General features: G+C 36.9%; 22 protein-coding genes, 2 pseudogenes and 1 other annotated feature. Of the genes and pseudogenes, 8 read left to right on the top strand and 16 right to left on the bottom strand.

Going from position 1 to position 24,112, the window contains the following annotated elements; genetic code table 11:
- On the bottom strand, positions 1 to 417 hold a 417-nt coding region (locus tag ACQKIH_RS06985), incomplete at its 3' end, for a hypothetical protein (protein ID WP_427764444.1).
- A gap of 46 nt (positions 418 to 463) precedes the next feature.
- Here ACQKIH_RS06985 and ACQKIH_RS06980 point away from each other — a divergent pair.
- Positions 464 to 868 (top strand): hypothetical protein, encoded by a 405-nt coding sequence (locus ACQKIH_RS06980; RefSeq protein ID WP_427764441.1) that lies wholly within the window; start codon positions 464 to 466, stop codon positions 866 to 868.
- Positions 869 to 1,015: 147 nt separating this feature from the next.
- On the opposite strand, the pseudogene ACQKIH_RS06975 reads toward ACQKIH_RS06980, so the two are convergent.
- The 4 genes and pseudogenes from ACQKIH_RS06975 to ACQKIH_RS06960 form a co-directional block, all read right to left on the bottom strand.
- Positions 1,016 to 1,132 (bottom strand): annotated as a pseudogene (locus ACQKIH_RS06975) (methyl-accepting chemotaxis protein); the annotation flags it as partial.
- Positions 1,133 to 1,619: 487 nt separating this feature from the next.
- Positions 1,620 to 2,306, bottom strand: coding sequence for a VOC family protein (locus tag ACQKIH_RS06970; protein ID WP_427764438.1), 687 nt, complete (start codon positions 2,304 to 2,306; stop codon positions 1,620 to 1,622).
- Between the two features lie 155 nt (positions 2,307 to 2,461).
- The gene (locus ACQKIH_RS06965) at positions 2,462 to 3,691 is read right to left on the bottom strand and encodes a hypothetical protein (RefSeq protein ID WP_427764436.1); all 1,230 of its coding nucleotides are present in this window, start codon (positions 3,689 to 3,691) and stop codon (positions 2,462 to 2,464) included.
- A gap of 35 nt (positions 3,692 to 3,726) precedes the next feature.
- Complete coding sequence (locus tag ACQKIH_RS06960) at positions 3,727 to 4,683, bottom strand: arsenic resistance protein (protein ID WP_427764434.1); 957 nt, start codon at positions 4,681 to 4,683, stop codon at positions 3,727 to 3,729.
- A 209-nt stretch (positions 4,684 to 4,892) separates the two neighbouring features.
- Between ACQKIH_RS06960 and ACQKIH_RS06955 the strand changes: the two genes are divergently transcribed.
- Positions 4,893 to 5,669, top strand: coding sequence for a cyclase family protein (locus ACQKIH_RS06955; RefSeq protein WP_427764431.1), 777 nt, complete (start codon positions 4,893 to 4,895; stop codon positions 5,667 to 5,669).
- Positions 5,662 to 6,252, top strand: a complete 591-nt coding sequence (locus ACQKIH_RS06950) for a peroxidase-related enzyme (RefSeq protein WP_427764428.1) — start codon at positions 5,662 to 5,664, stop codon at positions 6,250 to 6,252. The genes ACQKIH_RS06955 and ACQKIH_RS06950 overlap by 8 nt, the downstream gene beginning before the upstream one ends.
- Positions 6,253 to 6,347: 95 nt before the next feature.
- Here the strand turns inward: ACQKIH_RS06950 and ACQKIH_RS06945 are convergent, their stop codons facing one another.
- A complete protein-coding gene (locus ACQKIH_RS06945; RefSeq protein ID WP_427764426.1) occupies positions 6,348 to 7,088 on the bottom strand; it encodes a YwaF family protein in 741 nt (246 codons plus the stop codon).
- A 112-nt stretch (positions 7,089 to 7,200) separates the two neighbouring features.
- Positions 7,201 to 7,623 (bottom strand): DUF1801 domain-containing protein, encoded by a 423-nt coding sequence (locus ACQKIH_RS06940; RefSeq protein ID WP_427764423.1) that lies wholly within the window; start codon positions 7,621 to 7,623, stop codon positions 7,201 to 7,203.
- A 356-nt stretch (positions 7,624 to 7,979) separates the two neighbouring features.
- Between ACQKIH_RS06940 and ACQKIH_RS06935 the strand changes: the two genes are divergently transcribed.
- A complete protein-coding gene (locus ACQKIH_RS06935; RefSeq protein WP_427764421.1) occupies positions 7,980 to 8,654 on the top strand; it encodes a glucosaminidase domain-containing protein in 675 nt (224 codons plus the stop codon).
- A 64-nt stretch (positions 8,655 to 8,718) separates the two neighbouring features.
- Here ACQKIH_RS06935 and fosM read toward each other — a convergent pair whose 3' ends face one another.
- Both fosM and ACQKIH_RS06925 read right to left on the bottom strand, forming a co-directional pair.
- The gene (gene fosM, locus ACQKIH_RS06930) at positions 8,719 to 9,141 is read right to left on the bottom strand and encodes a FosM family fosfomycin resistance protein (RefSeq protein ID WP_427764418.1); all 423 of its coding nucleotides are present in this window, start codon (positions 9,139 to 9,141) and stop codon (positions 8,719 to 8,721) included.
- A gap of 242 nt (positions 9,142 to 9,383) precedes the next feature.
- Positions 9,384 to 10,973 carry a 2-isopropylmalate synthase gene (locus tag ACQKIH_RS06925; protein ID WP_427764415.1) on the bottom strand — a complete coding sequence of 530 codons (1,590 nt, stop codon included), beginning with the start codon at positions 10,971 to 10,973 and terminating at the stop codon, positions 9,384 to 9,386.
- Between the two features lie 95 nt (positions 10,974 to 11,068).
- Positions 11,069 to 11,304: a binding site (T-box leader), on the bottom strand.
- A 136-nt stretch (positions 11,305 to 11,440) separates the two neighbouring features.
- Between ACQKIH_RS06925 and ACQKIH_RS06920 the strand changes: the two genes are divergently transcribed.
- Complete coding sequence (locus tag ACQKIH_RS06920; RefSeq protein ID WP_427764413.1) at positions 11,441 to 13,000, top strand: hypothetical protein; 1,560 nt, start codon at positions 11,441 to 11,443, stop codon at positions 12,998 to 13,000.
- A 153-nt stretch (positions 13,001 to 13,153) separates the two neighbouring features.
- Positions 13,154 to 13,780 carry a hypothetical protein gene (locus tag ACQKIH_RS06915; protein ID WP_427764410.1) on the top strand — a complete coding sequence of 209 codons (627 nt, stop codon included), beginning with the start codon at positions 13,154 to 13,156 and terminating at the stop codon, positions 13,778 to 13,780.
- Positions 13,781 to 14,201: 421 nt separating this feature from the next.
- Here ACQKIH_RS06915 and ACQKIH_RS06910 read toward each other — a convergent pair.
- The 5 genes and pseudogenes from ACQKIH_RS06910 to ACQKIH_RS06890 form a co-directional block, all read right to left on the bottom strand.
- Positions 14,202 to 14,291, bottom strand: a pseudogene (locus ACQKIH_RS06910) (GNAT family N-acetyltransferase); the annotation flags it as partial.
- Positions 14,292 to 14,384: 93 nt separating this feature from the next.
- Positions 14,385 to 15,419 carry a DUF4179 domain-containing protein gene (locus tag ACQKIH_RS06905; protein ID WP_427764407.1) on the bottom strand — a complete coding sequence of 345 codons (1,035 nt, stop codon included), beginning with the start codon at positions 15,417 to 15,419 and terminating at the stop codon, positions 14,385 to 14,387.
- Positions 15,416 to 15,970 carry an RNA polymerase sigma factor gene (locus tag ACQKIH_RS06900; RefSeq protein ID WP_427764405.1) on the bottom strand — a complete coding sequence of 185 codons (555 nt, stop codon included), beginning with the start codon at positions 15,968 to 15,970 and terminating at the stop codon, positions 15,416 to 15,418. The genes ACQKIH_RS06905 and ACQKIH_RS06900 overlap by 4 nt, the downstream gene beginning before the upstream one ends.
- 507 nt (positions 15,971 to 16,477) lie before the next feature.
- Positions 16,478 to 18,256, bottom strand: a complete 1,779-nt coding sequence (locus ACQKIH_RS06895) for a hypothetical protein (protein ID WP_427764403.1) — start codon at positions 18,254 to 18,256, stop codon at positions 16,478 to 16,480.
- Positions 18,256 to 18,747 carry an RNA polymerase sigma factor gene (locus ACQKIH_RS06890; RefSeq protein WP_427764710.1) on the bottom strand — a complete coding sequence of 164 codons (492 nt, stop codon included), beginning with the start codon at positions 18,745 to 18,747 and terminating at the stop codon, positions 18,256 to 18,258. Before ACQKIH_RS06890 ends, ACQKIH_RS06895 begins: the two co-directional genes overlap by 1 nt.
- Positions 18,748 to 19,051: 304 nt before the next feature.
- Here ACQKIH_RS06890 and ACQKIH_RS06885 point away from each other — a divergent pair, with 304 nt between their 5' ends.
- Both ACQKIH_RS06885 and ACQKIH_RS06880 read left to right on the top strand, forming a co-directional pair.
- The gene (locus tag ACQKIH_RS06885; RefSeq protein WP_427764400.1) at positions 19,052 to 19,879 is read left to right on the top strand and encodes a hypothetical protein; all 828 of its coding nucleotides are present in this window, start codon (positions 19,052 to 19,054) and stop codon (positions 19,877 to 19,879) included.
- On the top strand, positions 19,827 to 20,078 hold the full coding sequence (locus tag ACQKIH_RS06880) for a hypothetical protein (RefSeq protein ID WP_427764398.1): 252 nt from the start codon (positions 19,827 to 19,829) through the stop codon (positions 20,076 to 20,078). The genes ACQKIH_RS06885 and ACQKIH_RS06880 overlap by 53 nt, the downstream gene beginning before the upstream one ends.
- A 261-nt stretch (positions 20,079 to 20,339) precedes the next feature.
- On the opposite strand, the gene ACQKIH_RS06875 is transcribed toward ACQKIH_RS06880, so the two are convergent.
- Positions 20,340 to 22,133, bottom strand: a complete 1,794-nt coding sequence (locus ACQKIH_RS06875; RefSeq protein ID WP_427764396.1) for an ABC transporter ATP-binding protein/permease — start codon at positions 22,131 to 22,133, stop codon at positions 20,340 to 20,342.
- Complete coding sequence (locus ACQKIH_RS06870; protein ID WP_427764393.1) at positions 22,133 to 24,076, bottom strand: ABC transporter ATP-binding protein/permease; 1,944 nt, start codon at positions 24,074 to 24,076, stop codon at positions 22,133 to 22,135. Before ACQKIH_RS06870 ends, ACQKIH_RS06875 begins: the two co-directional genes overlap by 1 nt.
- Positions 24,077 to 24,112 lie beyond the last annotated feature (36 nt).

The following is a 24,112-nucleotide window of genomic DNA, read 5'->3' as shown; positions in this document are numbered from 1 at the left end:
ACCTGGGGCTACCGGATTTACTGGAATCACTGGAACTACTGGGGCTACCGGATATACTGGAATCACTGGACCTACTGGAGCTACTGGATTTACCGGAATCACTGGACCTACTGGGGCTACCGGATTTACTGGGAACACTGGAACTACTGGCGCTACCGGATTTACTGGAATCACTGGACCTACTGGCGCTACCGGATTTACTGGAATCACTGGACCTACTGGCGCTACCGGATTTACTGGCAACACTGGAACTACTGGCGCTACCGGATTTACTGGCAACACTGGACTTACTGGGGCTACCGGATTTACCGGCAACACTGGACCTACTGGACCTACTGGCGCTACCGGATTTACTGGGAACACTGGACCTACTGGCGCTACCGGACCTGCTTTTATAGAAGGTTTCTCGGCTTTCAAGCAAACTTTATCCGTTAGTTCATCTACTACTATAAATAACTGGAGTGTGGCATCTCCTTTTTACACATCACCTACATTCAATGCTGCGACAGGAATATTCACAGTTCCGACTACTGGAAGGTATTGTTTAGAAGCGACCATTAACTACTCTACAAGTGTAGCGATTAGCCTTACATTAGGGGCAAGTATTAACCCTTCGTTCGCTATTCGTAGAAATGGAACGTCCAATTTAATTAGCGGCTTATTTCCATTATTAAACGTGAACATCATTCTTGTTTTAACTTTACGTGCGATATTAGGGAATGGTACGGTTACACTAACAGGTGATGTCGAATTAACCGCTGGGGATACAATTGACCTCTTTTACGAATCAAATGGCTTAACTTTGACACTGAATTTAGGGGGGGCTAACTCTGGTGGGATCGTTTGGTCCATTCATCGAATTCGGTAATGAAAATTCTTTTAATCTTAAAAACACAACCTAATTAAATACAACCTTAAGTTATTTATTCTTAAGGTTGTATTTTTTCTATTTGCTAAAAATAAGCGATTTGAATTCTATACAGCGCTACACTTCCTTATAGCATGAAGTAACACCCTATGATACTTTAAATTTATTCACATGGTTCTGTAAATCTTCGCCCATCTTAGATAAGGCAGATGTGGAAGTAGCAATCTCCTCCATTGACGCCAATTGTTCTTCTGATGCAGAGGACGTTGCTTCTGCTACTTGTTAAATACCAATTGTCATTTCACTCATTGCTTGTGAGCTCTCATTCGCCCCCTTCCCTTGCGCTTCTGCTCCACTTAATATCTTTTGCAAATAGAGGTAAAAATAGCAAGAAATAAGAGATGTTATACAATTGTTATTAAAAAAAACATTTTCCTGATATTTCCGTTATTAAAAAGTATTTCAAACTATTAATCAAGTAACTATGACAATCCAGAAAAAACAAACCCCTTCCAACTCTTAGCTTGTTGGAAGGGGATTAGGTTTGTAAAATTATCAATTGGATGAAAACGACTGCACTGACAATTAGAATGTGAAGCCCCGTCCATAGCCTACGTGAATTAATAAATTGTCCGAAGATTTAAAGTCAATCTGTCTGGACACTCACATTTTTCCATATCATGATACATGGCGATTATTTCGGCGTGACAAATGATACTATACTAGTTCGTGCAACCTATTCAGAATAGATTCAATCCGTATTTATTTTCATAAAAAATCCATTATTTCCATCGATCCCTAAACAATAATGATTATCCATGTTTATTTTCATAGGGAAAACTTTAGATACCTTATTAGAAAACAGCCATCTCCTACCTGTTCCCGTTAAAATGATAAAGACGCCATTTTTACTATCTTGCATGAAACTCAGTGTTGCGTTAGTAATTGGTGCGTTATCACTTTTAATAAGATTGATCTTTTTTAATTGCTCACCAACTACTGGCGCATCTTTTACGATTAACCCAATTTCACTAATATTTAAAATGCTATCAATTGAAAAAGGCAATTCACTCATTGGATTCACATGATAACGCGCAATCAATTCCACAATATTGCCTGCTGGATCTTCAAAATAGCAAGAATGTGCTGGAAAAAACGGAAAATCCGCTTCGTCTTCACCATCTTCTAATAGAAGCGGTTGTTTTCTTTTCAACCAAGTTTTTGCTTCTTGAAATTGATTGGATGGAATATTCAGTGCAAAATGATAATAAGGTTTCCCTACTACATTGCTGTTTGTGAATTCTAATACACTTTTCCCTACTTGAATTCGAAAACTAGTTGGACTTTCACCACAAAGCGAAAAACCTAAATCATTCGTATAAAATTCCTTCATACTTTGTAATTTATCCGTTTGCAACGTCAAGCGTTTGATTTCCATAATTAAAACTCTCCTTTCATTCCATTATAGTATCCTAATTGTGGAATGAAAATTAGACTTTTGTACGGAAAAATGCGCCACCATTCATATGAGGTAGCGCATTTTATGATTGCCGATAGTTACCAATATTTAAATACGAATCGTTCCAGCAAAATTTAAAACCCTGTCTCCACAAAATGGACTTTCCCTGTTTCACCATCAATATTGTGAATGTGTCCTTGTGTTGGAGAAGTCGGATAATCAATTGAATAAATGAATTGATAGCGGTTCGAACCATACCCTTCACGCTCTAACGTCAACTCTACATCAACTAACCCCTTTGCAATCACATTCGCTTCTTCTAACGAAATTTTTGGTTGTGTCGCACGTTTCAATTTTTCATAAGGAATATACGGAACCATGACCGAGCAAATTTGATTCGTTGCTTGATGGACCGAAATAGATACAGCTAAAAAATCGAATGAGCTGTCGTCAATTACATACACAAAGCGATACGTAATAATGTCTTCTTCCAAATCCTTCATACCAAGTGTGGCATAAAGGTTCGGTACTGATTCTAAAAAGTAATTCGCGTATTCGTCACCAACAATCGTTTTTAATACGATACAAGCGCGGTCAAATGGATTCCCTTCAATTTTTTGTTCGAAAAGCTCATCATCCACTTCCCAAATCCTCTCGCCATCTCCACGTTCATACTGTTCAATTGAACAAGCTCGTCCCCCTAATAAAAACGCTTGTAAATAAGTTGCCCGCTCTACTGTTGGTAATTCTTTAAAAGCGGCACCTTTCATTTCAGGGAGATCACGTGTAAATCGCATTTTGCCATCCACTTCAACACCCATAACTTCATGATTTGGCGCATAGCCATATTGCCAATCATTCGCAGGCAGGATGCATTTTTTCATTAACGGTTGCTCGATTAACAGCTGGCGGGCTTGTTCTTTCGAAATGATTTTGTCTGGATATGTAATTTCGACTTCATCTTGTAAAAAGAGGATTTCCTCCAGCTGTCCGACCTTCGTAATATCCAACCTCATCCCAGTTGAATGAATCGGTAACTGAAAACGAGGCTCCTGTAAGGTTAACTCTATATTATAAGAGTCATCCAGGTCCCAAATGTGATATAGAAAATAATCTTCCTTTTGAAAAACTTGCTGCACTTGATTAATGATTGCTTGTAATTGCTCCCGTGAAACTACTTTTGTGTTCAGTTCCTTGTGATAAAAAGTAATTTCACTTATTTTGTGCTCCTCCAAATAAACCTCTGCAAGCAATTCTTCAGCAGTTCCGTAAAAATAAATCATATCCCCATCCTGTACTTCTTTTACAATTTCATTCTTAATAAATGGTTCAATCACTTTTCTCATATAACTTTTGGCGGCCAATACCACCATCCACCTCGTTTTTTCGTTGTACACTCTTACATCATTTTAGGGATAACTTTAATATAAATTAATTCTCCCACTAGCTCTACAATCGTTTGTGTCACGATTACAGCCGCAGCTAATGTTGCCCATGACTCGGGTAAAGAGAGTGCTAACGGAAGAACGACAAGTGAATTTCTTGTGCCTGTGCTAAACATTAATGCTCGCCCAGCTTCCGTATCTAAACGGAATGCATATGCAATAAAACGTGAAACAAACGGGGTAACGATTAAAAACAAAATGTATATCGGAATGGCAGGTAAAATGAGCTTGAAATCACTATATACCTTTCCAATTTGTGACGCGACCACAACCATTAAAACAATTGCCATTAATGGAACGGGCAACCACGCTGTTAAATCTAATGCCTTCTCCCCTAATGCATTCTTTTTAGCCCAAAATTGTGTCATGACAGCTAAAATTAAAGGTGCAACGATTAACAGTAAAAACGCTTCTAAGAAAGGCTTTATATGTACAGTCCCCGCCATTTCTTCCCCAATAAATAGCCATAAATACAATGGAAGTAACAGCATTTGTACGACAAATAAAATGGGTGTAGCAGCTAAAATTAATTTCTCGTTGCCCTTGCCGAGTTGCGTAAAGACGATTACGTAGTCAATACATGGTGTAAGTAAAACAAAACAAACACCGATTAAAATAGGTGGGGATAGCGGAAATAACGTAATTAAAAGCCATACAATAATCGGAACCGCTATAAAATTTCCGATTAATAATGCCCCGATAAATCGTACATTTGAAATGGCCTCACGTAATTTTAAAAATGGAATTTGGGTAAACATGCCATACATGAGCATCGCAATAAGCGGAGCAATCATCCATTCTAAACTAGTACCTAAACTCTCTTTTGAAATTCCTACTATTCCTCCAATTAGAAGAGCTATAGCAAATAGCCAAATTTGATTCTTTTCTAATTGTTCTCTTGTGATGTTCATGTTGTTGATCCTCACTTGCTAATGTTATTTTTTCAAATTGAATTGGTTGTTCATTTCAAATGTAATCACACACTCGAGGAAAGGTATATACTTTTCTTAAAGTTTATTATGTCGAAATTTATCGTATTATTCCTATTAAAATAGTTTGAATTGGAATGAATTATAGTTTATAGTAAATTCAGAAAACTCATTCTAAGGAGGATTTATTCATGACAGTTGCGACAAACTTAACTTTATGGAATCAATTAAAAGATTTACAGTCACCAAAATACAAGTGGATTGATTTAACGCAAAGCTTTGGTGAAGATACACCACGTTGGCCGGGCTTTGAACCATTAAAAAACACCGTATTATTTGATTTTCCAGAAGCACCTATGAAGGTAAATCATTATGCATTTCCAGGACAATACGGTACACATGTTGATGCACCGGGACATTTTGTGCCAAATGCACGCTTAGTCGATGAAATTCGTGTGGATGAATTTGCATATCCGTTAGCCGTCATAGATGTGCATGAAAAAGTGGCAAATTATCATGACTATGCCCTAACGATTGAAGATGTTGAAGCATTTGAAGCGGAGTATGGTCAAATTCCAGAAGGTGCTTTTGTCGCAATGCGTTCAGATTGGTCAAAGCGTTGGCCAGATCAAGACGCGATGTTAAATAAAGATGAAAACGGGATTTCACGTTATCCAGGTTGGTCAGTGGATGCGTTGAAATTCTTATTTGAAGTGCGTAATGTTGGTGCAGTAGGACACGAGCCATTTGATACAGATCCATCATTATTACAGCAGGAAATCGGCTTTGCTGGTGAGGATTATGTATTGCAACAAGATAAATTCCAAATCGAAGTAATGGCCAACTTAGATCAAGTGCCTCCAGTTGGTGCGATTATTTTTGCAACATTCCCGAAAGCTAAAAATGCAACAGGTTTTCCAGCGCGCTGCTTTGCGATTGCGCCTGTAGGAGGTGAAGACAATGAGTAAATATAATGAACAGCTCTCTTACTTACAAAAGCCAAACGAAGAAGAAATTCCACAAGACTTGCAGGAATTATTCGATGGACATGTCGAAAAGCAGCTAGAACAAAACGGCTTTATCAATAACTTATTTAAAATACTTCCGCTTAATGCTGCGCAGTACAAAGGCTTTTTAGACTTTAAATATTCGTTATTTAATGACGAAACCTGCTATTTATCAACGGCGGATAAAGAGATGATTGGGCTTGTTGTATCATCCACAAATAATTGTAGTTACTGCTTAACGTCACATAGCGATGTTTTGCGTGGGCTAACGAAAAATCCAGGCTGGGTCGATCAGTTAACATATAATTATCGTTCAGCAGAATTAACACAAAAGCAGCGTGCCTTATGTGATTATGCCTATCGTGTGACGCGTTATCCAAATGAAATCTCAACGAAGGAAGTAGAATTACTGCGAGCAGCTGGTTTTAATGACCATGAAGTATTAGAAGCGGCGTATGTTGCAGGCTTCTTCAATTATACAAATCGCTGGGTCAGTACAATTGGTGCAATTGCCAACCAAGGGCATTACGGACATAATCGGTAAAACGTAAAAGAAGTGGATGCCACAAAATTGTCGCATCCACTTTTCATTTACTTAAAATAACGATGATTTCTCCCTTATATTAGGTGTCCTATCAACTATCGAAACTCGTCATTTGAGCGATAGAAGATATTTTTAAAAAGTACAATTGGCAAAAGTAAGAAGAGCCAAAAAATAAGAACGAGCCCAATGAAGCCTAAAATATAATACTGCTCTCCAAAATATTGCTCAAGCAGCATCAATGGTGTTCCTTCCGCCGCTTTGTTGAGAAACATAAAATTCGTCCCCCACAATACATTCAAGACGTAAATAATTGGAACGGTCACACATAAAAATAAAATGGGCTGCCATATTTTACTTATCGACAGCTTTAATTCTTTTGATAACAGCATTGTTACAGGGTAGGCAAATAAAAGAAGATGGAAGAAAAAGCTATGAAAATGCAAATAATTAAACGCTGAAACATCCGTCCAATTCGGTGTTATAAGCGACATAAATGCACCTGGCATCGTTAAACAATAAAGCAGCATATCCATGTGATGACCTTTTAGCAAAGAATGTGCCAATACGATAAAAATACCCAAACCGCAAAGATGCAGTGGCAATGAATCATACGAAAATGTTCCCTGCCCAATTAATAACACATTTTTGATGCTCTCCAATAACAAAATGGCAAGCGCCCATCGGATTTTTATCTTTATTTGCCCTGCTAAATCCGCGCCACGATATATTTTAGACATGATGTAAATAACAAACACCGTCAACATCAGCCAGCTAAGGTGATACCAATCAAATAATTGAAAGCCATTTTCTAGTGATCGAATTGTCTCACTTAGCACACAAAAACACCTCTTTCCATGTTGAAAAAGATTCATGTTTTCTTTATCCTCTAGTTTATAATTTGCATGAGAATTGTGTGCATGCTACAGATTATTTCGTACACCCGCTCTCCTATTTTTCAGGATACTGGCTTTGTAAAAACAAAATCGATTGACGAATCAATTCTTTTAATACGTCTATATCAATATCATCTACTTTATTAATGTAGACACACGCTTTTCCTGTCGTATGTTTGCCGAATTTCTCAAGGAGCGCTTCACGTGCCCTATCACCTGGTGCAAAATACAAGCTAATTTTCGCCTTCCGTGGTGAAAAACCAACAAGTGGTGCGTCCCCTTCATGACCAGTTTTATATACGTAATGATACGCACCGAATCCAATAATACTCGGCCCCCACATTCTCGCTTCAAAGTCGGTTACTTCTTTAAATATTTCGAGCAATTTATACGCATCATCCCGTTTTTTAGGACTCTCTACCTTTTCAATAAATTCAATAACGTTTTCATCAGTTTCTTTTGTTTTTGGCTCGTACATATGTCCACCCCGCATTTTGTTTGTACTTAATAATAATTTAACTTTTGAAATTACAATGTTACAACAATGACCATTTCAATTCAAATTCTTCCATTGTTCTTCATATAAGAGTGCGGTTTTATCGTAAAATTTTATTCTCTGAAACTATTTCACACCCAATTTCGTTAAAAGAATGATAAACTCTTCTCAAGCACTTAAAAGCTTTTCATTACTAAATTTGATTACGATAGAAAGGAGGAAGATGTTGTAAGCTTTCAACATCAGTAATTTGCATGTCATTTTTACGAAAGATTATACTAACGACCCTATTTTTAGGGACCGTCCTCGGGCTCTTGATTTTCGGACTCATCCATTTTTTGTCGACACCAACGAACACAGCTACTCCACAACATATCGAGGAAGGCCCAGCTGTTGAACAATTCATAGGCGAAATTGCCGAAACAGCGCGCAAGCTTGGTGCTGATCATGATTTATATGCATCCGTTATGATTGCCCAAGCCATTCTTGAAAGCAACAGCGGACAAAGTGGACTTGCTGCATCCCCAAACTATAATTTATTTGGTATAAAAGGACAGCATCAAAATGATTCCGTTTTGCTTGAAACGTTAGAAGATGATGGTGAGGGCAATATGACAACGATTCAGGCAGAGTTCCGCAAGTATGCTTCCTATGAAGAGTCTTTAAAGGATTATGTGAACTTGCTTCGTAACGGTGTGTCCTGGAATAAACATTATTATACGAGCGTTTTCAAAAGCAATGCAGCTTCCTATAAAGTTGCGACCCAGTTTTTAACGGGCTCCTACGCGACGGATTCCAAATATAATGAAAAACTGAATGCGTTGATTGCACAGTACGATTTAGCTCAATATGACAAACCGGTACAAAGTAAAAAAACAATTCAAGTAGAAGATGGCGATTCACTGCCGTTAATTGCGGAAGCGAATGATGTTACTGTCACTTCACTTAAACAATGGAATCAACTAAACTCCAATTTTGTTGAAGCTGGACAAACATTGACGATTATTTATTAGAAAAAGGATTTGAGTGGATGTGCTCAAATCCTTTTGTTTTTTGAATTCATTATTTGTAAAAGTTTCAATCGTAAAATTCCATATGCGTTTTTTGCTGTTTATAATAATCCAACCTAACTTGTAACGTTCCCGTATGAAATTCAAACTTATGACCATCTGGATCGGTAAAGTAAATCGATTTTTTATCCATTTCATCTCGAGGGCGACCTGATAGAATATTGACACCCAACCCCAGTAGCTTCTCATACTTTTGATCAAAATCAGCTTCTTCTATAGAAAACGCAACATGTGTGTAGGATTGGCTGATTTCATTGCGAGGTATATCCTTTTCTTCATTTAGCGCAAGCCACATACCATTTAAATCAAAGTAAGCTGTGCTTCTACCTTTAACTAGCAAATTTGCATCAAATACATTTTCATAAAACTGAATGGATTCTTCTAAATCTGATACCGAAAACAACAAATGATTTAGACCTTTTATAGACATGATACCACCTCAAATTTAGATTTCTTAACATTTTTATTGTACAGAAGGAGGAGTCGCCTTTCTATAGCACTCATATTGTGAGTTACTTTGCTCTATCCCCTCTTTACTTCCTTAGCAAATTTTATTAACCTAAAAAAATGCTTCTCACAGCACGTAGCCATGAGGAGCATTCACATTAGTTATTGCATTTTTATAAATAACATGGGAATTAATATGGTCTTTCACACACCCTATACAATAGGCTAAACTGTTGCCTTCACTTCAACTCGTTGTGGCTGTATTTGCGCAACGACAATGCTGTTGATGACATTAATATATGCGAGTGCAGACGCTTTTAAAATATCCGTATCCGCTGCTTTTGCAATATACCTTTCGCCCTCATGCTCGACGATGATTTTTACTTTACCAAGTGCTTCTTGACCACGAGAAACCGAGCTAATATTATATTCAATCAGCTTCACTTCAATGCCTGTAATGTCCGCAATGGCAGAATATAATGCATCAATTGGACCTGAACCGACCGCGCTTGATTTAAGAATTTCCTCCCCGCGACGGATTTTCACACTTGCAGATGGGAACGTTGCATTCGAAATGATTTGTAAATCCTCTAGATCGAAAAATTGATCCGAATAGCTTTCCTTATTTGGATTGTTTTTCTCTGCTTTTTCATAATAATTTTCCACGATGACGTATAAATCGTGGTTGTACACTTCTTTTTTCGAGTCGGCCAGTTTTAAGAAGCCTTCAAAAATGCCTTCAAATTCTTCATCTGCAAAATCTTTAAAGCCAAGCTTCGATAATGCATTTTTCACTGCATGTCGACCAGAACGCGCCGTTAGCACAAGTTCCATATCATCTAGACCGACATCTTCTGGATGCACAATTTCATACGCATCACGTGATTTTAAAAGTCCATCTTGGTGAATACCAGAAGAATGGGCAAACGCATTATCTCCTGTGATTGCTTTATTAACCTGCACATCTAGCCCCATAAAGCTTGATACTAGGCGCGATGTATTCATAATTTCCTTCGTATTAATATCCGTAAAGACATCGTAAATATCCCCACGTGTTTTCAGCGCCATCACAACTTCTTCTAAAGCCGCATTACCTGCACGTTCGCCGATACCGTTAATTGTACATTCCACTTTGTCCGCACCATTTTTAATTGCAGCCAGTGTATTCGCTGTTGCCATCCCTAAGTCATTGTGACAGTGTACCGACAGTAATACCGAATCATCTAAGTTTTTCATGCGGTCATTCAGCTTGTAAATTAGCTCGCCCCATTGCTCAGGCTCTGCATAACCAACTGTGTCAGGCACGTTAATCATTGTTGCCCCAGCTTTCATGACAGCTTCAATTGTTTTCCAAAGGTATTCAAAATCAGATCGAGATGCATCTTCCGTTGAATACTGTACTTGTGGTAGTAGCGTTTTCGCATATTTCACAGCATCTACACCAATTTGTAAAATTTGATCTTTGGATTTACTAAATTTCTTTTCGACGTGAATATCTGAAGTGCCTAGTACCATATGAATCATTGGATTTTCAGCATATTTGACTGCGTTATATACCGAATCAATATCCGACTTCACCGCGCGTGCTAAAGCGGTAATCATGATGTCCGATGTATTACCGACCTTCTGTGCCACTGCTTTTACCGCATCAAAATCACCTTGTGAAGAAGCAGGGAAACCAGCTTCAATAATATCGACACCAAGCTTTTTGAGTTGTTGAGCGATTTCTACTTTTTCATATAAATTTAGTTTTGCCCCTGGCACTTGCTCGCCATCACGTAACGTTGTATCAAACACCCAAATTTTTCTACTCATTTCCAAAACCCCTTTTCCAGTTCATTTTGATTTATTTATGTCATTTACAAGCAATAAAAATATAAAAACCTCGTCTCTAAAGGATTATTTAATCCAATAGAGACGAGGTTTGCTCGCGTTACCACTCTAAATTGAACGGTCATTGCTGAAATCCGTTCCCCTTAACGACAGCATACACTGTCTTGCCCTTTAACGGTGGCTTCCGACTTCCCTACTTAAAGTTCAGGTTGTAGCTCATGGACGAGTTCGAAATTGTATGTACCAGTTCACACCACCCACTGGCTCTCTAAAAGCATACGGCATTTCTACTATTTCCAATCAAGGCTTGTTTTGTTATCTTGAAAGCAAGTTTATAGTGTTCCAGAAAAGAAGTCAATAGTTTTCTGAAAATTAAATTTTTTAAATTTCATAATGCTTGTCAGCTCATTTCATCATACAATAGAGTTACATAGAGGGGGAATGCACACATGGATGGTAAACTACTGACATCTTCTTTAGTCCATTTAAAAGGACAAGAGTTACGGATGATTTATTCACTGCTCTTTAAAACAAACATCGTCAGCCTTATTAGCGCAAAAACAAAAGATTTATTCAATAAGGATGTCGATCATTTTAATGCTTCACTCGAAAAAGAAATCGAAAAGCTCGCACATATTTCAGATGAAGCACTACAAATTGATTTATTTTTAAAGCTCACTGAAATCTATGAACTAAAAGGCACCCATTATGATACAGCAGTTGAAATTGAACAAAAATGTGCAGATATTATTCAAAGTGCCCATGAGGAAATGCTTAAAGATGAGAAAGAATATAAGGAATTTGTACATAGTGCCGATGATAAATCAGCACTTCAATTCATGATTCATTATCAAATGCAAAAGGTATTTTCAACATTTGATGGGAAGTTCAAAGAGTTCAATGATAAAGAACGTAATGATTTCACTGAGAAAATCCATCAATTTTTAATGGATTTACCTGCTGAAAAACAGGCACAACTGAAAGAAAAACTGCAAATTGATGAGTTAACAAATGACACAGTCCGACAAATAATGGTGACACAAGGTTCCGTTATCGTTCTATCTATCATCGTTGAGGTCGCTGGTTTTGCTGCGTATACAACATTAACGACTGCGATTGCAACGTCGATGGCTATCGTTGGTGTGACACTTCCGTTTGGCGTGTATACATTTGCAACAACCCTTTTATCCTTAATCATCAATCCATTTGTTCTGATTCCACTTGCACTTGGTGGTGGTGGCTGGTTATTAACCCGTCAAAATAAACATTTACGTAAAAAATTAGTGCCGGTTGTCTTATTACAGATGACCTTGCCATTAATTGTTGGGGTTGGTCATGAGGAAGTGGAGCAGCAAAATCTTCAGGCGTTTATTTCACGCTGGCAACATCAACGCGAGAAACAAATTGAACTGAATACACTGCAGCACCGATTATTAAAAGAAATTGCATTTAACGAAAAAAATGCTCGAGCATTAGAGAAAAAATCGAGTGAAATTTCTAAAAATATTGCCAATTTAATTGAAGAAATGGAGCATCTACACCGCTCGTTTAAGCAAATGATATATAGCATTCAGCCTAATGAGCAATCGGCGCTTTACACAAGTTTATTAGAAATTTCGGCGAGTAAAAAGGAGCAAATTGCATCAATAGAAGTCCAAATAATGAGCAATTCTAAGCAATCGGGCTTTTGGAATACGTTAACTTCGGCCTTTGATAAAAATTCCTTAAAAAACGAAATTCGTGCCCTTGAAAAAGAGGTAGATCAAACGGAAAATCAGCTCGTTGCAGAATTTCTTGCAATGGATTGCGCGATTTTACACCAAGAGCAACAACGCTACGCAGCCATTCAAAACAGCATGAGCGAACTCAATAACGAGCGCTCGGAATATTCAAAATCAAGTGTTACGATGCGCCAAGATATAGCCAAACTTGAGGCAGAATTGCACGACGTGAAAAAAGAATTAAAGGAACATCAAAAACGCTTTTACGGCTTGAAAGATATCGTGTAGAAGCGAAATAAATCGGCACAAATAACCCCACCACATTGACCAAAAGTTAACGTGGTGGGGTTTTGCAGTTATCCGCCAAAGCTAAAATTGGCAAAAACTTTTAGAATATAGTATTATTACAAAATACATAAATTCATAAAAGTGAGGTACGCTATGGAAACGAAAAGACTATCGCTACACCGCGCACTATCTGAGTTAAAAATGCTAAACGAGCGCATTGACGCTGCTACTAAAAATGTTGTACTCGTCCGCTCTAACCGTAAAAGCAACGAAAAAATTGACGGGATGCCAATTGAAGAGTTTAAAAAGGATATGCAAGGCTCATATGACAAAGTAATTAGCCTTATCGCGTATCGTAACCGCTTAAAGGCGCTTGTTGTTGCATCGAATGCGCAAACAAGCGTACAAGTTGGCGCAGTAACAATGACAGTAGCTGAGGCAATCGAGCGCAAGCAGTCCATTCAATTTGAAAAGGAAGTTGTCGAAAAATTACGTAGACAATATCAACGGGCCATTACACAAGTAACAGAAGCGAACGAGGCACTGCCTGAAAAACTTGAAACGTATTTAGTCAACATCCTTGGTAATAAGGACAAACAATCACCTGACGAGGTTCAATTACATACCGAAACATTCATGAAGCGTAATGAGTACGAACTTATTGATCCAATGAATGTCAAAAAAATTATTGATATGTTAACTGCACAAATTGAAGAATTTGAATCTGAGGTAGATGCAGTTTTATCCGAATCAAACGCTACAACGTTTATTGAACTATAGTTTATTTATTTGCATAGCCTAGCGAAAACAGCAAACGTAACGTCGCTCGCGTTTCGTGGCTTTCCCGCGAGTTAAAACAATCTAACAAGCCACATAACCTATAAAAACAATGCAACTTTTGCAAACAGATTGGAAAGTTCAACGATCAATGCTTACAGTTAAACGTTCAACTATCAAAGCTCTTCTTCCATTAAAGTACAACGTTTAAACTTTAACGCTCTTTCAAATCCTAGAGTCTGGTTCAGGTAGGACATTACATGACCGGTTGTGGCCCCACTAGGCAGCTCGTGCTGTGCAAAACAATATGAAAAAGATGCCCTCAATTTAGTTTTGGGCATCTTTTTACATTCTATATTCTAAAATAATAATTGATCCTTCTTCTAAAATAGCGTAATAATACTCCTCCACCACTCATTTCCGACTGGAATCCATATTGTAAAACCACTTTTGCTGCTTCAGTAACATATGCTTTATTATTATATTTCGGATTGAAGGCCCATCCAATCTCGTATACATCTTTTTAGAAAGAAAACTAGTGCATGCTTTATATGAATTCTTACAATTAAGGAATAGATTTTTTTCTTGAACTTATATAACATATCTTTTAAAAGGGAAAATCAATGCCGTTCTTGTCTTGGACAATTAGCTCATATTTTTGATTCTCTGTCCTTATTTTTACTTCTTCACTATCCAGGAACTCAGTAATTCTTTTTCGAATTTTGGTTACTGTCTCATTAGACTTTACATCCGTCGATTTCATGTTTGTCCTAATGGTAATAGTCACTTTTTCAAGCTTGTAGGAATATTTAATGTCAGCTACCCTGTACTCTTTTTTTAGGAAAAACTCTTCTTCAATGCTCAACATGAGAGGCTTCCACATTATCTCAATTTCTTCCTCCGAAACGTCTCGAGTTATAACCTGCACCTGTTTCGGTGTACCGTTTTTTTCCAAAATCTCAATCGCTGCCTTGTAGATTTCTACTTTCATATTCTCATCGGCTATCGGGATGTACACTTCAACTACAGGACTATATGCGATAACATTCATAATTGTATAGCCTGCAACTTGTAAATCCCGCATTAGCTTATCACCAAGTTCACCCCGTTGTTTTATTATCTCAGCGAGCACAGGAGATACCTCTTTCACATCAGAAACCTTTAACTCGTAGTTATCATAGCCCTTTTTATCTAAAGTTTCAGTCAAAATAGTTAATACTTTTTTCCTTTCTTGATTGACGTATTCTTCCGTCCCTTGCAGCTGTATGTCAAACTGTGGCTTCCCTTCCCATATACCCATGCCAATTCCCGCCGTTTTATACCCTTCTTTTTCCAACACTCCCCAAATTATTTCAGGGATAGGTTTTTGGAATATTTGCCCTAAATATGGGATTTTTGATACTACTTCAGCCATTGTTGGATTCAAGAATGCGGAACCCGTTAGAACGCCAAGACTAATAACAGCTGCAACTGCAAACTGGGATTTTCTCCAACCTCTTTTTCTTACTGTGGATTTTTTAATATCCGTTCTTTTTTCTGACTCTTCCTTAATATTTTTAGCAAATTCGTACATTGAAGATGGTACCTGGATTTTTTCCATCTCTTCATTGATTTCTTTCTTCAACGATTCATCAATTTTCATTGTGGATTCACCCCTATAAATTGATTTTCGATCAACCTTTTTTTCAAAGCGTTCCTCGCTCTGCGAAGGTGGGATTTGACCGTCGAACTTTTCAGCCCCAACAAATCTGAGATTTCCTGAATGTCTAAATCTTGGTAATAGTAGAGTATGAGGACGTTCCTATAGTCGCTGTTATCAAGGGATGAAATACCATTTTTTATCTCAATTTCGGTTTCCTCTTTTAGCACACTTTCCATCGTGCCATAATCGTCTGTCACCACATCGATTTCAAGCGGTAATTCCTTCTCGCGGCTCTTCTTTCTCCATGCATCAATTGAACGGTGCGAGACCAATTTATAAAACCAGGTGCTAAAATAAATGATATCTTTTCCACTCATAATGTCCCGATATACCTCAATTAGTGCAGTTTGGACAACCTCCTCTGCCATTTCCTTCGAATTGAGAATACCGAAACTGGTTCTGTACCCCTTTTCAATCAATGGATTGACTAGTTGAGCAAAAGCTTCGTCCTCACCGTTCCGAATCCGTGTCATTAGTGCTTCTTGATCCATGAGGAAAACCTCCTTTACTGTTTTCTACCTTTTAGGCGACGATAAGGCTACTTAGGATGCACAATTAAAAAATAGAATGAAAAAAGAGTTGAATAGATCACCAACTCTCGTGAAGTTTAATAAAAAGCAGTTTTTAATTTCATTTGCTATTCCCAAATTTAGGTCCACTATTAATGAATTCTATTTTGATATAAATATGTAGATAACCCAATTCAGCGAACGCGGTTATCACCTTGTATCTATTTTACAATCCAAGTAAATATTAACATGAATATCCAACAAAAAAACCACCTCACTTCTATAAAAACAATCGAAGTGAGATGGTTATAATTAGTCTTTTTTAGATTGGATTGTTTACATTATTTCCTCAAGGCAGCAGCAAGCTCGGTGTTAATCAATTTATAGCTTGCGAAAATACTAATGATCGTTACTTTTGACACGAAAATTTGTAACTATAAAACGAAATCAAGGATTGCTTTCTGATTTTCCCGCAAAAATTAAGTTAACTTAGTAATTTATTTTACTTCCCGTTTGTGGATCAAACTGATAGTACATAGAATGTGTTTCCGCGACTTCCTCTAGGATGAGTTTGTCTCCCTTCCAGAATACCGAATGGACGTTAGTAAAGTCTGTTCGCTTTCCTTTTTCTAAATCAAAGATGACCAATTTAGAATCAAAAGCGTCGGTAGAATAGTCGGTAGTTACATAGCGTCCAGTAGCATCAAGTGCAACTTTCTCCATAATGCCACCTTCAAGTTTAGCTAACAAGTTGAAGGCTTTTGTTTCACAATTGAAAGAAAGCAAAGTTACGTCACTCGGTTCATCCATTCCCTGTAAACTAAAAATAACGTTTTTCTCATCATGTGTACGGAGCAAGGAACTAAAACGAATATTTTCCGTTTGAGTATATGATTGAGGAATGTCTTGTATAGAAAAAAGTACCTCCCCTTTGCCATCCTTCACTAATTCAATTTCGTTTCGTTCATTTGGCAAAAGTTCTATGGCAGATAGCTCTTTCACCGTTTCAATCACATATCGCTCATTTTCCTTCATAAGAGTAAAGTCATACGTGGACACTTTATAATAAGGAAGAGCTGTATCTGTCCAATACACTTCCGCTTTTACTGAAGTAGACTGTTCATTTTTTGTCGTCTCAAATATTTGAAAACCAATCTGTTTAGGATTCGAATACGTTAAAAATTCCGGAGGGTCTTTTAGTAAACTTTTTGCAAAGTCATCATCTCGCACCATCAAAGCTTGTAAATAACTTTGCACCGTTTCAATCTCTGTACTCGATTGGTCACTCAATTCGATTTTCATAATTTTTGCAGGTCCGTTGTCAACATCGTTTCTCTTTTTCATAACATACAATGTACGTTCGTCCTTACCCCAAATAGGAAATTGATAATGATACATCCCTTTATCAAAAGGCTCTAAGCGAGGGGATGGATTTGTCGTGACCATATTTTTTGTTTCCAAATCCATATCCGAAATCCATACATCTTCAAACCCGGAATGCTCTTTCACATACGAAATGTAATTGCCACCGTTTGTAACAGATGGATTCTTACCACGATCCACAACGGTTTCTTGTCCATTCTTTACGTTATAAATAATAATTTCTCCATGGCGCTCGAAGACCAATTTTTGATCCTTCTCCACAAAAGAAGCCATTTCTCCACTTACAATAAAGGTCTCTTCCTTGGTTTGCACATTCACTTCTACAATTTGTTTTTCCTTATCCGTTACTTTTGTTAAATAGATATGGTTCTTATCTTTCCATTCTGGATAAACATAACTAGAATCTGAAGTTCCAGCTAGCACTTTTTCCGATTTCGTCGTTTTCACATCAAATAAAAATACATCTCCATCATACGTAAAAAGTAGCTTCTCCCCTTTAGATGAACGACTAAAACTATCCGCGGTATCATCTAAAATTTGTTTCAATTCATTTTCATAAACAAAAATACCTTTGCCCTCTAATGAAAGATACAACCGTCCATCATGATACGTATAGGCCGTTATCTCTCCGCTTCCAATATCGAGAAACGAAATGGCATTCGTAATCTTTAATGAACTTGCCTTCACGTGTGGCATTTGTTCATTCGACAATAAAAAGGCTAAAAACAAGCTAGCTGCCGCAAGTAAAGGAATCCATGCATGCTTCCATTTCCTCGCCCTACTTTTCTTCACAAATGTTTTACGCAATTGTTTTTTTAAATCCGTGTCAACTTCAATCTCATTTCTTAACTCGTAAAGTGTCTTCTCTATTTTTTCGTTTTCCATCATAATCCCCCCAAACACTTCCTTACTAAAACACCCAATTTTTTGGTAATACGATTAGACTTCACACGAAGAGAACCTTCCTCTTTTTTCAAAATGACCGCCATCTCTTTAAATTTCAAATCCGCAAAATACCGTAACTCCGTAATTTCTAAATCTCCGTCTGATAAATGCTTTAAGCTTCTCTGTAAACATTCCTTCTCCGTTTTGCCATCAAACGGATCTTCAAATGGAAGCGGACTCAAATACTGTTCGAAATTATCTCCCAATAGCACACTTTTATTTTTCCGATAGTAATCAATGACCGTATTCCTCGCGATCGTAAACAGCCATGCCTTATCATTCTGATGCCCTTCCAACAAAGAAAACTTTTCAAACGCCTTCCGAAACACCTCACTCACCAAATCTTCTGTTTCCCATTTATTACTCGTCTTCACATACACATACCGATAAATATCATCAAAATAAGCATCATACAATTCAACAAACTTCACATCCAATTCACTTCCCCCATTTAATCTATCCAGTTAAATAAACGATTCATATCTCAAAACGTAACATTCTATTAATAATTTTTTATAGCCAATTCCCACTTTATAGCAAAAAATAAGTGAAGAGAAGTATTGAAACGGAGCAGCTAACCGATGGAACAATTCAAGATAATTATCCAAGTGTTTTTGTCACTATATTTTAGAGCCTTTCCATTATGCTTTTTCAAATTATTGAAATTTTATTGAAAAAGATATTCCTCTGCTATAATTACTTTGTAATTTTACAATATAAATTGGGGGACAAAAATTGAAAAAAGTATTTGCGATGTTTTCTTTATTTTTAGTAATGATTTTAGGTGCATGTAGTTCACTTTCAAACAATCAATTAATAAAGGATTATGTGAAAGATACATACGGAATTGACATTGTAATAAAAAATTCAAATAAAAATTTGTTAGAATTAGGCGAGGATTTATACGTTGTCTCTCCTGTTGACCATCAAAAAATGGAATTTTCTGTCGTTGTAGAATCGTATTTAACGGAAGATGATCCTGATCTTAATTACAGAGGTAAGCATTTAATCAGGGACAATTATACAACTGCATTAGCAGCGGATACGGAACTGCATAAATTAGATAAAGTTATTCCAGATATCAAAAAACTTGGATTTAGCGAATCATTCAATAATGAAAATAGAGTGTTTTTCGGGGAGGAAGGAAAAGAAATTTGGGGTCTTTTATATTCTACCCTTCCTATGGAAATAAAAATTTTTGAAGAAAAAGATTTAGACCGCTTATTCGAATTATATAAATTAATAAAACAAAGCGGGGCGTTATTTGACATGATTATTGTCTCAGATATGAGACCAAATCATGAAAGTGGATCCTTTGTATTCGAAATGAAGGCATTGAAGGATGTAAATACAAAAGATGAATTTTTGCTGAAAATGAAACAAACTAACTCAACCATTGCTAGTTTTTATGAAAATAAAAAATGGGAATCTGAAAAAGAGAAAATTGAAAATGATCGATTCACTTTTGATTCCGAATATAGCGATTATTGGTTTAATTGTTGGGGATTTAATGAAAAAGTGGGCATGTACCCATATTTTTGTAACAGTATATTTCAAAGATAACAGCCTAACTAAAACGAATCTCAATCTAGAAAAAGATTTGAACTCTATTTTCAATTTATTCGAAAAGACGATTACACCAAAAGCTTTGGTCGAATACAATTTTATAGAAGTTAGTTCAGATGATGGAATTAGATTTAAAGACCATGAAATTAAAAAATACGCATCCACTTTAGATTTTATCAATAACAATTTCAATTAAGTAATTCATTCAGCACGGTTGTGATCTAACTTAATTTTCTTAAATCTTGTTTTGAGAGTAAAGAACTCCATTCTAAAAACGCTTCTTCACAATCGTAGTAACACTAGCATAAATAGCCAAAAAAAAACCATCGTCCTTCTATAAAATCTATAGAGGTGAGATGGTTTTTGTTAATCTTTTTAACAAAGCTATAAATTAAATAACCGTGACTAATGTTAAAGTGGTACTTCATCTTTCTTTTTCACGTTAAAAGGCGTTGCTTTACTTCCTTAATGCAACAGCAGGCTCAGTGTTGATCAGTTTATAGCTTGCGATAATACTAAAGATGACAACTACAAGCCCTGTCGCTGCTATTGAAACGAACATTTGCAACGGTGAAATGCTAATTGCTACATCGAAAATCTTAGCAATGAAATAGGCCCCTACGAAAAGAACAGCATTGAAAATCGCAGCCATTGCGGATAATAGAACATTTTCACTCAAGATCATTTTTTGTATCGTGCTTTTATTAAAGCCTAATGCAGCTAATAGCCCCAATTCCTTATATCTTGAATTTTGTAGCTTCACAAGTAATACGGAGCTGATGAACAAACCGATTGCTAAAATCAAAATTGAAATCGTCAGGAATAGGCGACTTAAACTTTTGAATGTACTTTGCAATGCACCTACTTCATTCGCTGCGTTTTTACTGTCAATTTTATTTTCTTGAAGCATTTGACTCACAGATACAATATTTTCAAAGTCCTTTACATCATAGCTGATGGAATAGACAGGCTCATCCTTATCGGTATAAAACCCCTGTTCAATATCGGAGCTTACAAAAAAGTCATCATAGCCTGCATTATAAATACCGCTGACAGTTAGCTTATATGCTTGATTGTTAAAAGTAAGTGTTATTTCTTTCCCTACTAAATCACTTATCGTACTTGCAAACTTTTTGGCCAAACTTGGGCTTAGAGAAATTTCGTTTGCCTCTTTTTTTGGCATTGTGCCGTAAGACATACTTTCCGTTGCTTTAGGCATCGGGTATTTTTCAGTCATTGTTTCGTTTTTGTCACCCATCGTTAATTGAACATCGGTAATCTTATGTTGGACGTAAACATTTTCGAGTCGTTCATCGGATTCCAGTAAATCTAAAACCTTTTCATCGTCCTCAGTTTTAATATAGCCATTGTTGTAAGCTGTATTTTTCCCCTTGAAATCCTCTATTGATTGTTGCAACATATTGCCCGATGACAAACTCAGCATAAAGCAAAAAATCCCAATAGAAATCGCTAAACTGACCGCCATATAACGTTTAAAATGCACTTTGAAATTTTTTACCCCTCTTTTGAAAGAGGCTACTTTTACAGCTCGGTTCATTTTGAGGCTTTGTACGCCTGCTTGCTCTTCTTGCGAGTTGGCATCTTTTCCGACGATTTTCGCATGTACAATCGAGATCACATCATCAGCGAATTCACATATTTTTTGATCGTGCGTAATGACGATCACTAATCGATCTTTTGCAATCTCTTTTAACAAAGTCATCATTTCAGTAGAATTGCGACGGTCAAGCGCACCTGTTGGCTCATCAGCTAAGATGATGCTTGGATTACTAATTAAAGCTCTTGCAATCGCAACCCTTTGCTTTTGACCGCCTGATAAATTTTCGGATTTCTCATTCGCTTTTTCCGCGAGTCCGAGTCGGTTTAATAATTCCATGGCACTCTCGACATTGCTTTGTTCATCTAAACTATTAAGCTCACAATGAAGCAGAATATTTTCAAGCACCGTATAGCCACTTAACAAATGATAGTTTTGGAAAATAAAGCCGATATTATCTCTGCGATAAGTACACAGCTCGTCTGCATTCATTTTACTAATGGATGTGCCATTAACCGTTAGATCACCACTGTAATCACTATCAAAGCCTGCAAGCATATTGAGCAATGTGCTTTTGCCACTGCCAGATGCACCAAGTAAGCACACTAACCCCCTATTTGGAAACGTAAAGCTTGTGTCATCAAATATTTGCGCGTTACCATACGTTTTTGTAAGATTGTTAATTTGTATCATTATCGGTCACCCTGTTTTAAAGCTGTTGTAATATTAGTTTTTACATACGTTAATAGTGTAATAACATACGCGATAACTGCAACACCTAGAATGAGAAGTACACCTTTAAATAGCATTTTCGCATTCAAAATATTGACAGAAAACATGGCTTCAGTTGCTGTATTAATTAGTGGAGATGTTACGAGCAAGAGTACAATACCAGTAATCGCTAAGAAAATCGTTTCCGCTAAATTCAGTAGGTGTAAATGATTGTTGTTGAATCCGCTCACTTTATAAATTGCGTATTCTCGTTTTCTCATAACGCCCGTAATTAGGAAAATGGCTGTAACCATCACAATAGCTAAAAATCCGATAATCGAACTTGCAGCACCTGTTTGCTCCGTTGTTTGGTCATTTAAACGTATAATGTCTTCCACTAGCTCAAATCTACCAAGTGGAACGATACCATTTTCGTTTAGTTCATCCTTAATGGCAATCATATCAGCTGGTGTTTTTGCTCGAATAACGAAATTGGATTCATTATCCGTTATATCCGCTTGATTTCTCAATTGTTCCAATGCTGTTTTGCTGAAAAAGAAGGCGTCATCTACACTGTATTCCATCATTTTCCCTTCATAATCATAGAAAACGGTCGTATCCGCTACACCAACGACTTTTACATTGATTTTAGCTTCTTTCAGTACAGGACTACCTGTATCCCAATTATACATGGAAGTGCTAAATTCAATTTCTTTGCCAATTGCTTGATCATTCTTAATGCCTAATGATTTGACAAAGCTTTCTGGGACAACTACTTCATCATCCGATCCTAAAGGCATTTTCCCCGCTACGAGTTTATTGATTGAAGGTGCGCTACCCGTACTTGCCACATCGTAATTTACCCCGTCAACAGTAATCGAGATTTCATTCATAGCTTGTAAAAAGGCTGTAAAGTCAACACGCTTATCTTTTGCATATGTGTCATACAAGCCGTCAATATTTTGCGTTACATCTGCATTTGGTTGATCATTTCCACCGCCATCTGACCCAGCTGCACTCATAAAGCTTCCAACAATACTAACGTCTAAAACTCCTTCGCCATACGTTTCAAATAATTCATTGAACGCTTCTTGACTACTGTTGTTAATGGCTCCACCGAGTGTTGTAAGCAATAAGAGGGCCGCCATCATAATAGAAAGTGTCGCTACTGTAAATCGACCAATTTTTCTTTTTACCCCAGTTCGCGCCATAGTAAAAGCATTTTTAATGGATAGGCTATGCTGATTGTACATGCTAAGTTCTGGCGTTTCGACAAGATGATTGCCCACCTTCGAATCGATTTCACCTTTATCAAGCTCAAAAACATTGTCTTTATTGCTAATCAAAGAGGTATCATGCGTAACAATGATGACGGTTTTAGTTTTAGAAATTTCTCTTAAAATGTCCATCGTCACTTTAGCGTTTTTTTCATCTAATGCACTCGTTGGCTCGTCCGCAATTACAACTTGTGGATTTTTCATCAGTTCTCGTGCAATAGCTACTCGCTGCTTTTGTCCGCCTGAAAGATTTTTCACTTTTTGATTGGCATAATCAGAAATTTTAAGTTCTTTCAGTATTTTCTCGGCATGTTTTATATTTTGCGCATCTTTTATGTACTGTGGTAGCACAACATTTTCAAGCACGGTTAAATCCTCTAGTAAATTAAAATCCTGCCAGACAAAACCAAACGCGTTGTTATAAAAGTAACTTTTTTCCTGTTCTGTTAGTGCTTTAATGTCTCTGCCACCATAAGTAACATCCCCGTCAAAATCCTTTTCCATCCCACTTATAATTTTTAGCAAAGTCGTTTTTCCGCTACCCGAAGCACCGACAATAAAATTGAGGCCTTTTCCTAGCTTAACTGAAATATTATTCAAAGTGATTTCACCGTTATATTTTTTTGATACATTCCTTAGTTCAAACATTTATTTTTCCCACCTGTTCTTCATCACATTTTTAAA

Origin of the sequence: Solibacillus cecembensis, from assembly GCF_050272495.1 — a bacterium.
In the GTDB taxonomy this organism is placed as follows: Bacteria; Bacillota; Bacilli; order Bacillales_A; family Planococcaceae; genus Solibacillus; species Solibacillus cecembensis.
The sequence above is the reverse complement of the archived record's forward strand: the minus strand, read 5'-3'. Positions and strand labels throughout refer to the sequence as shown.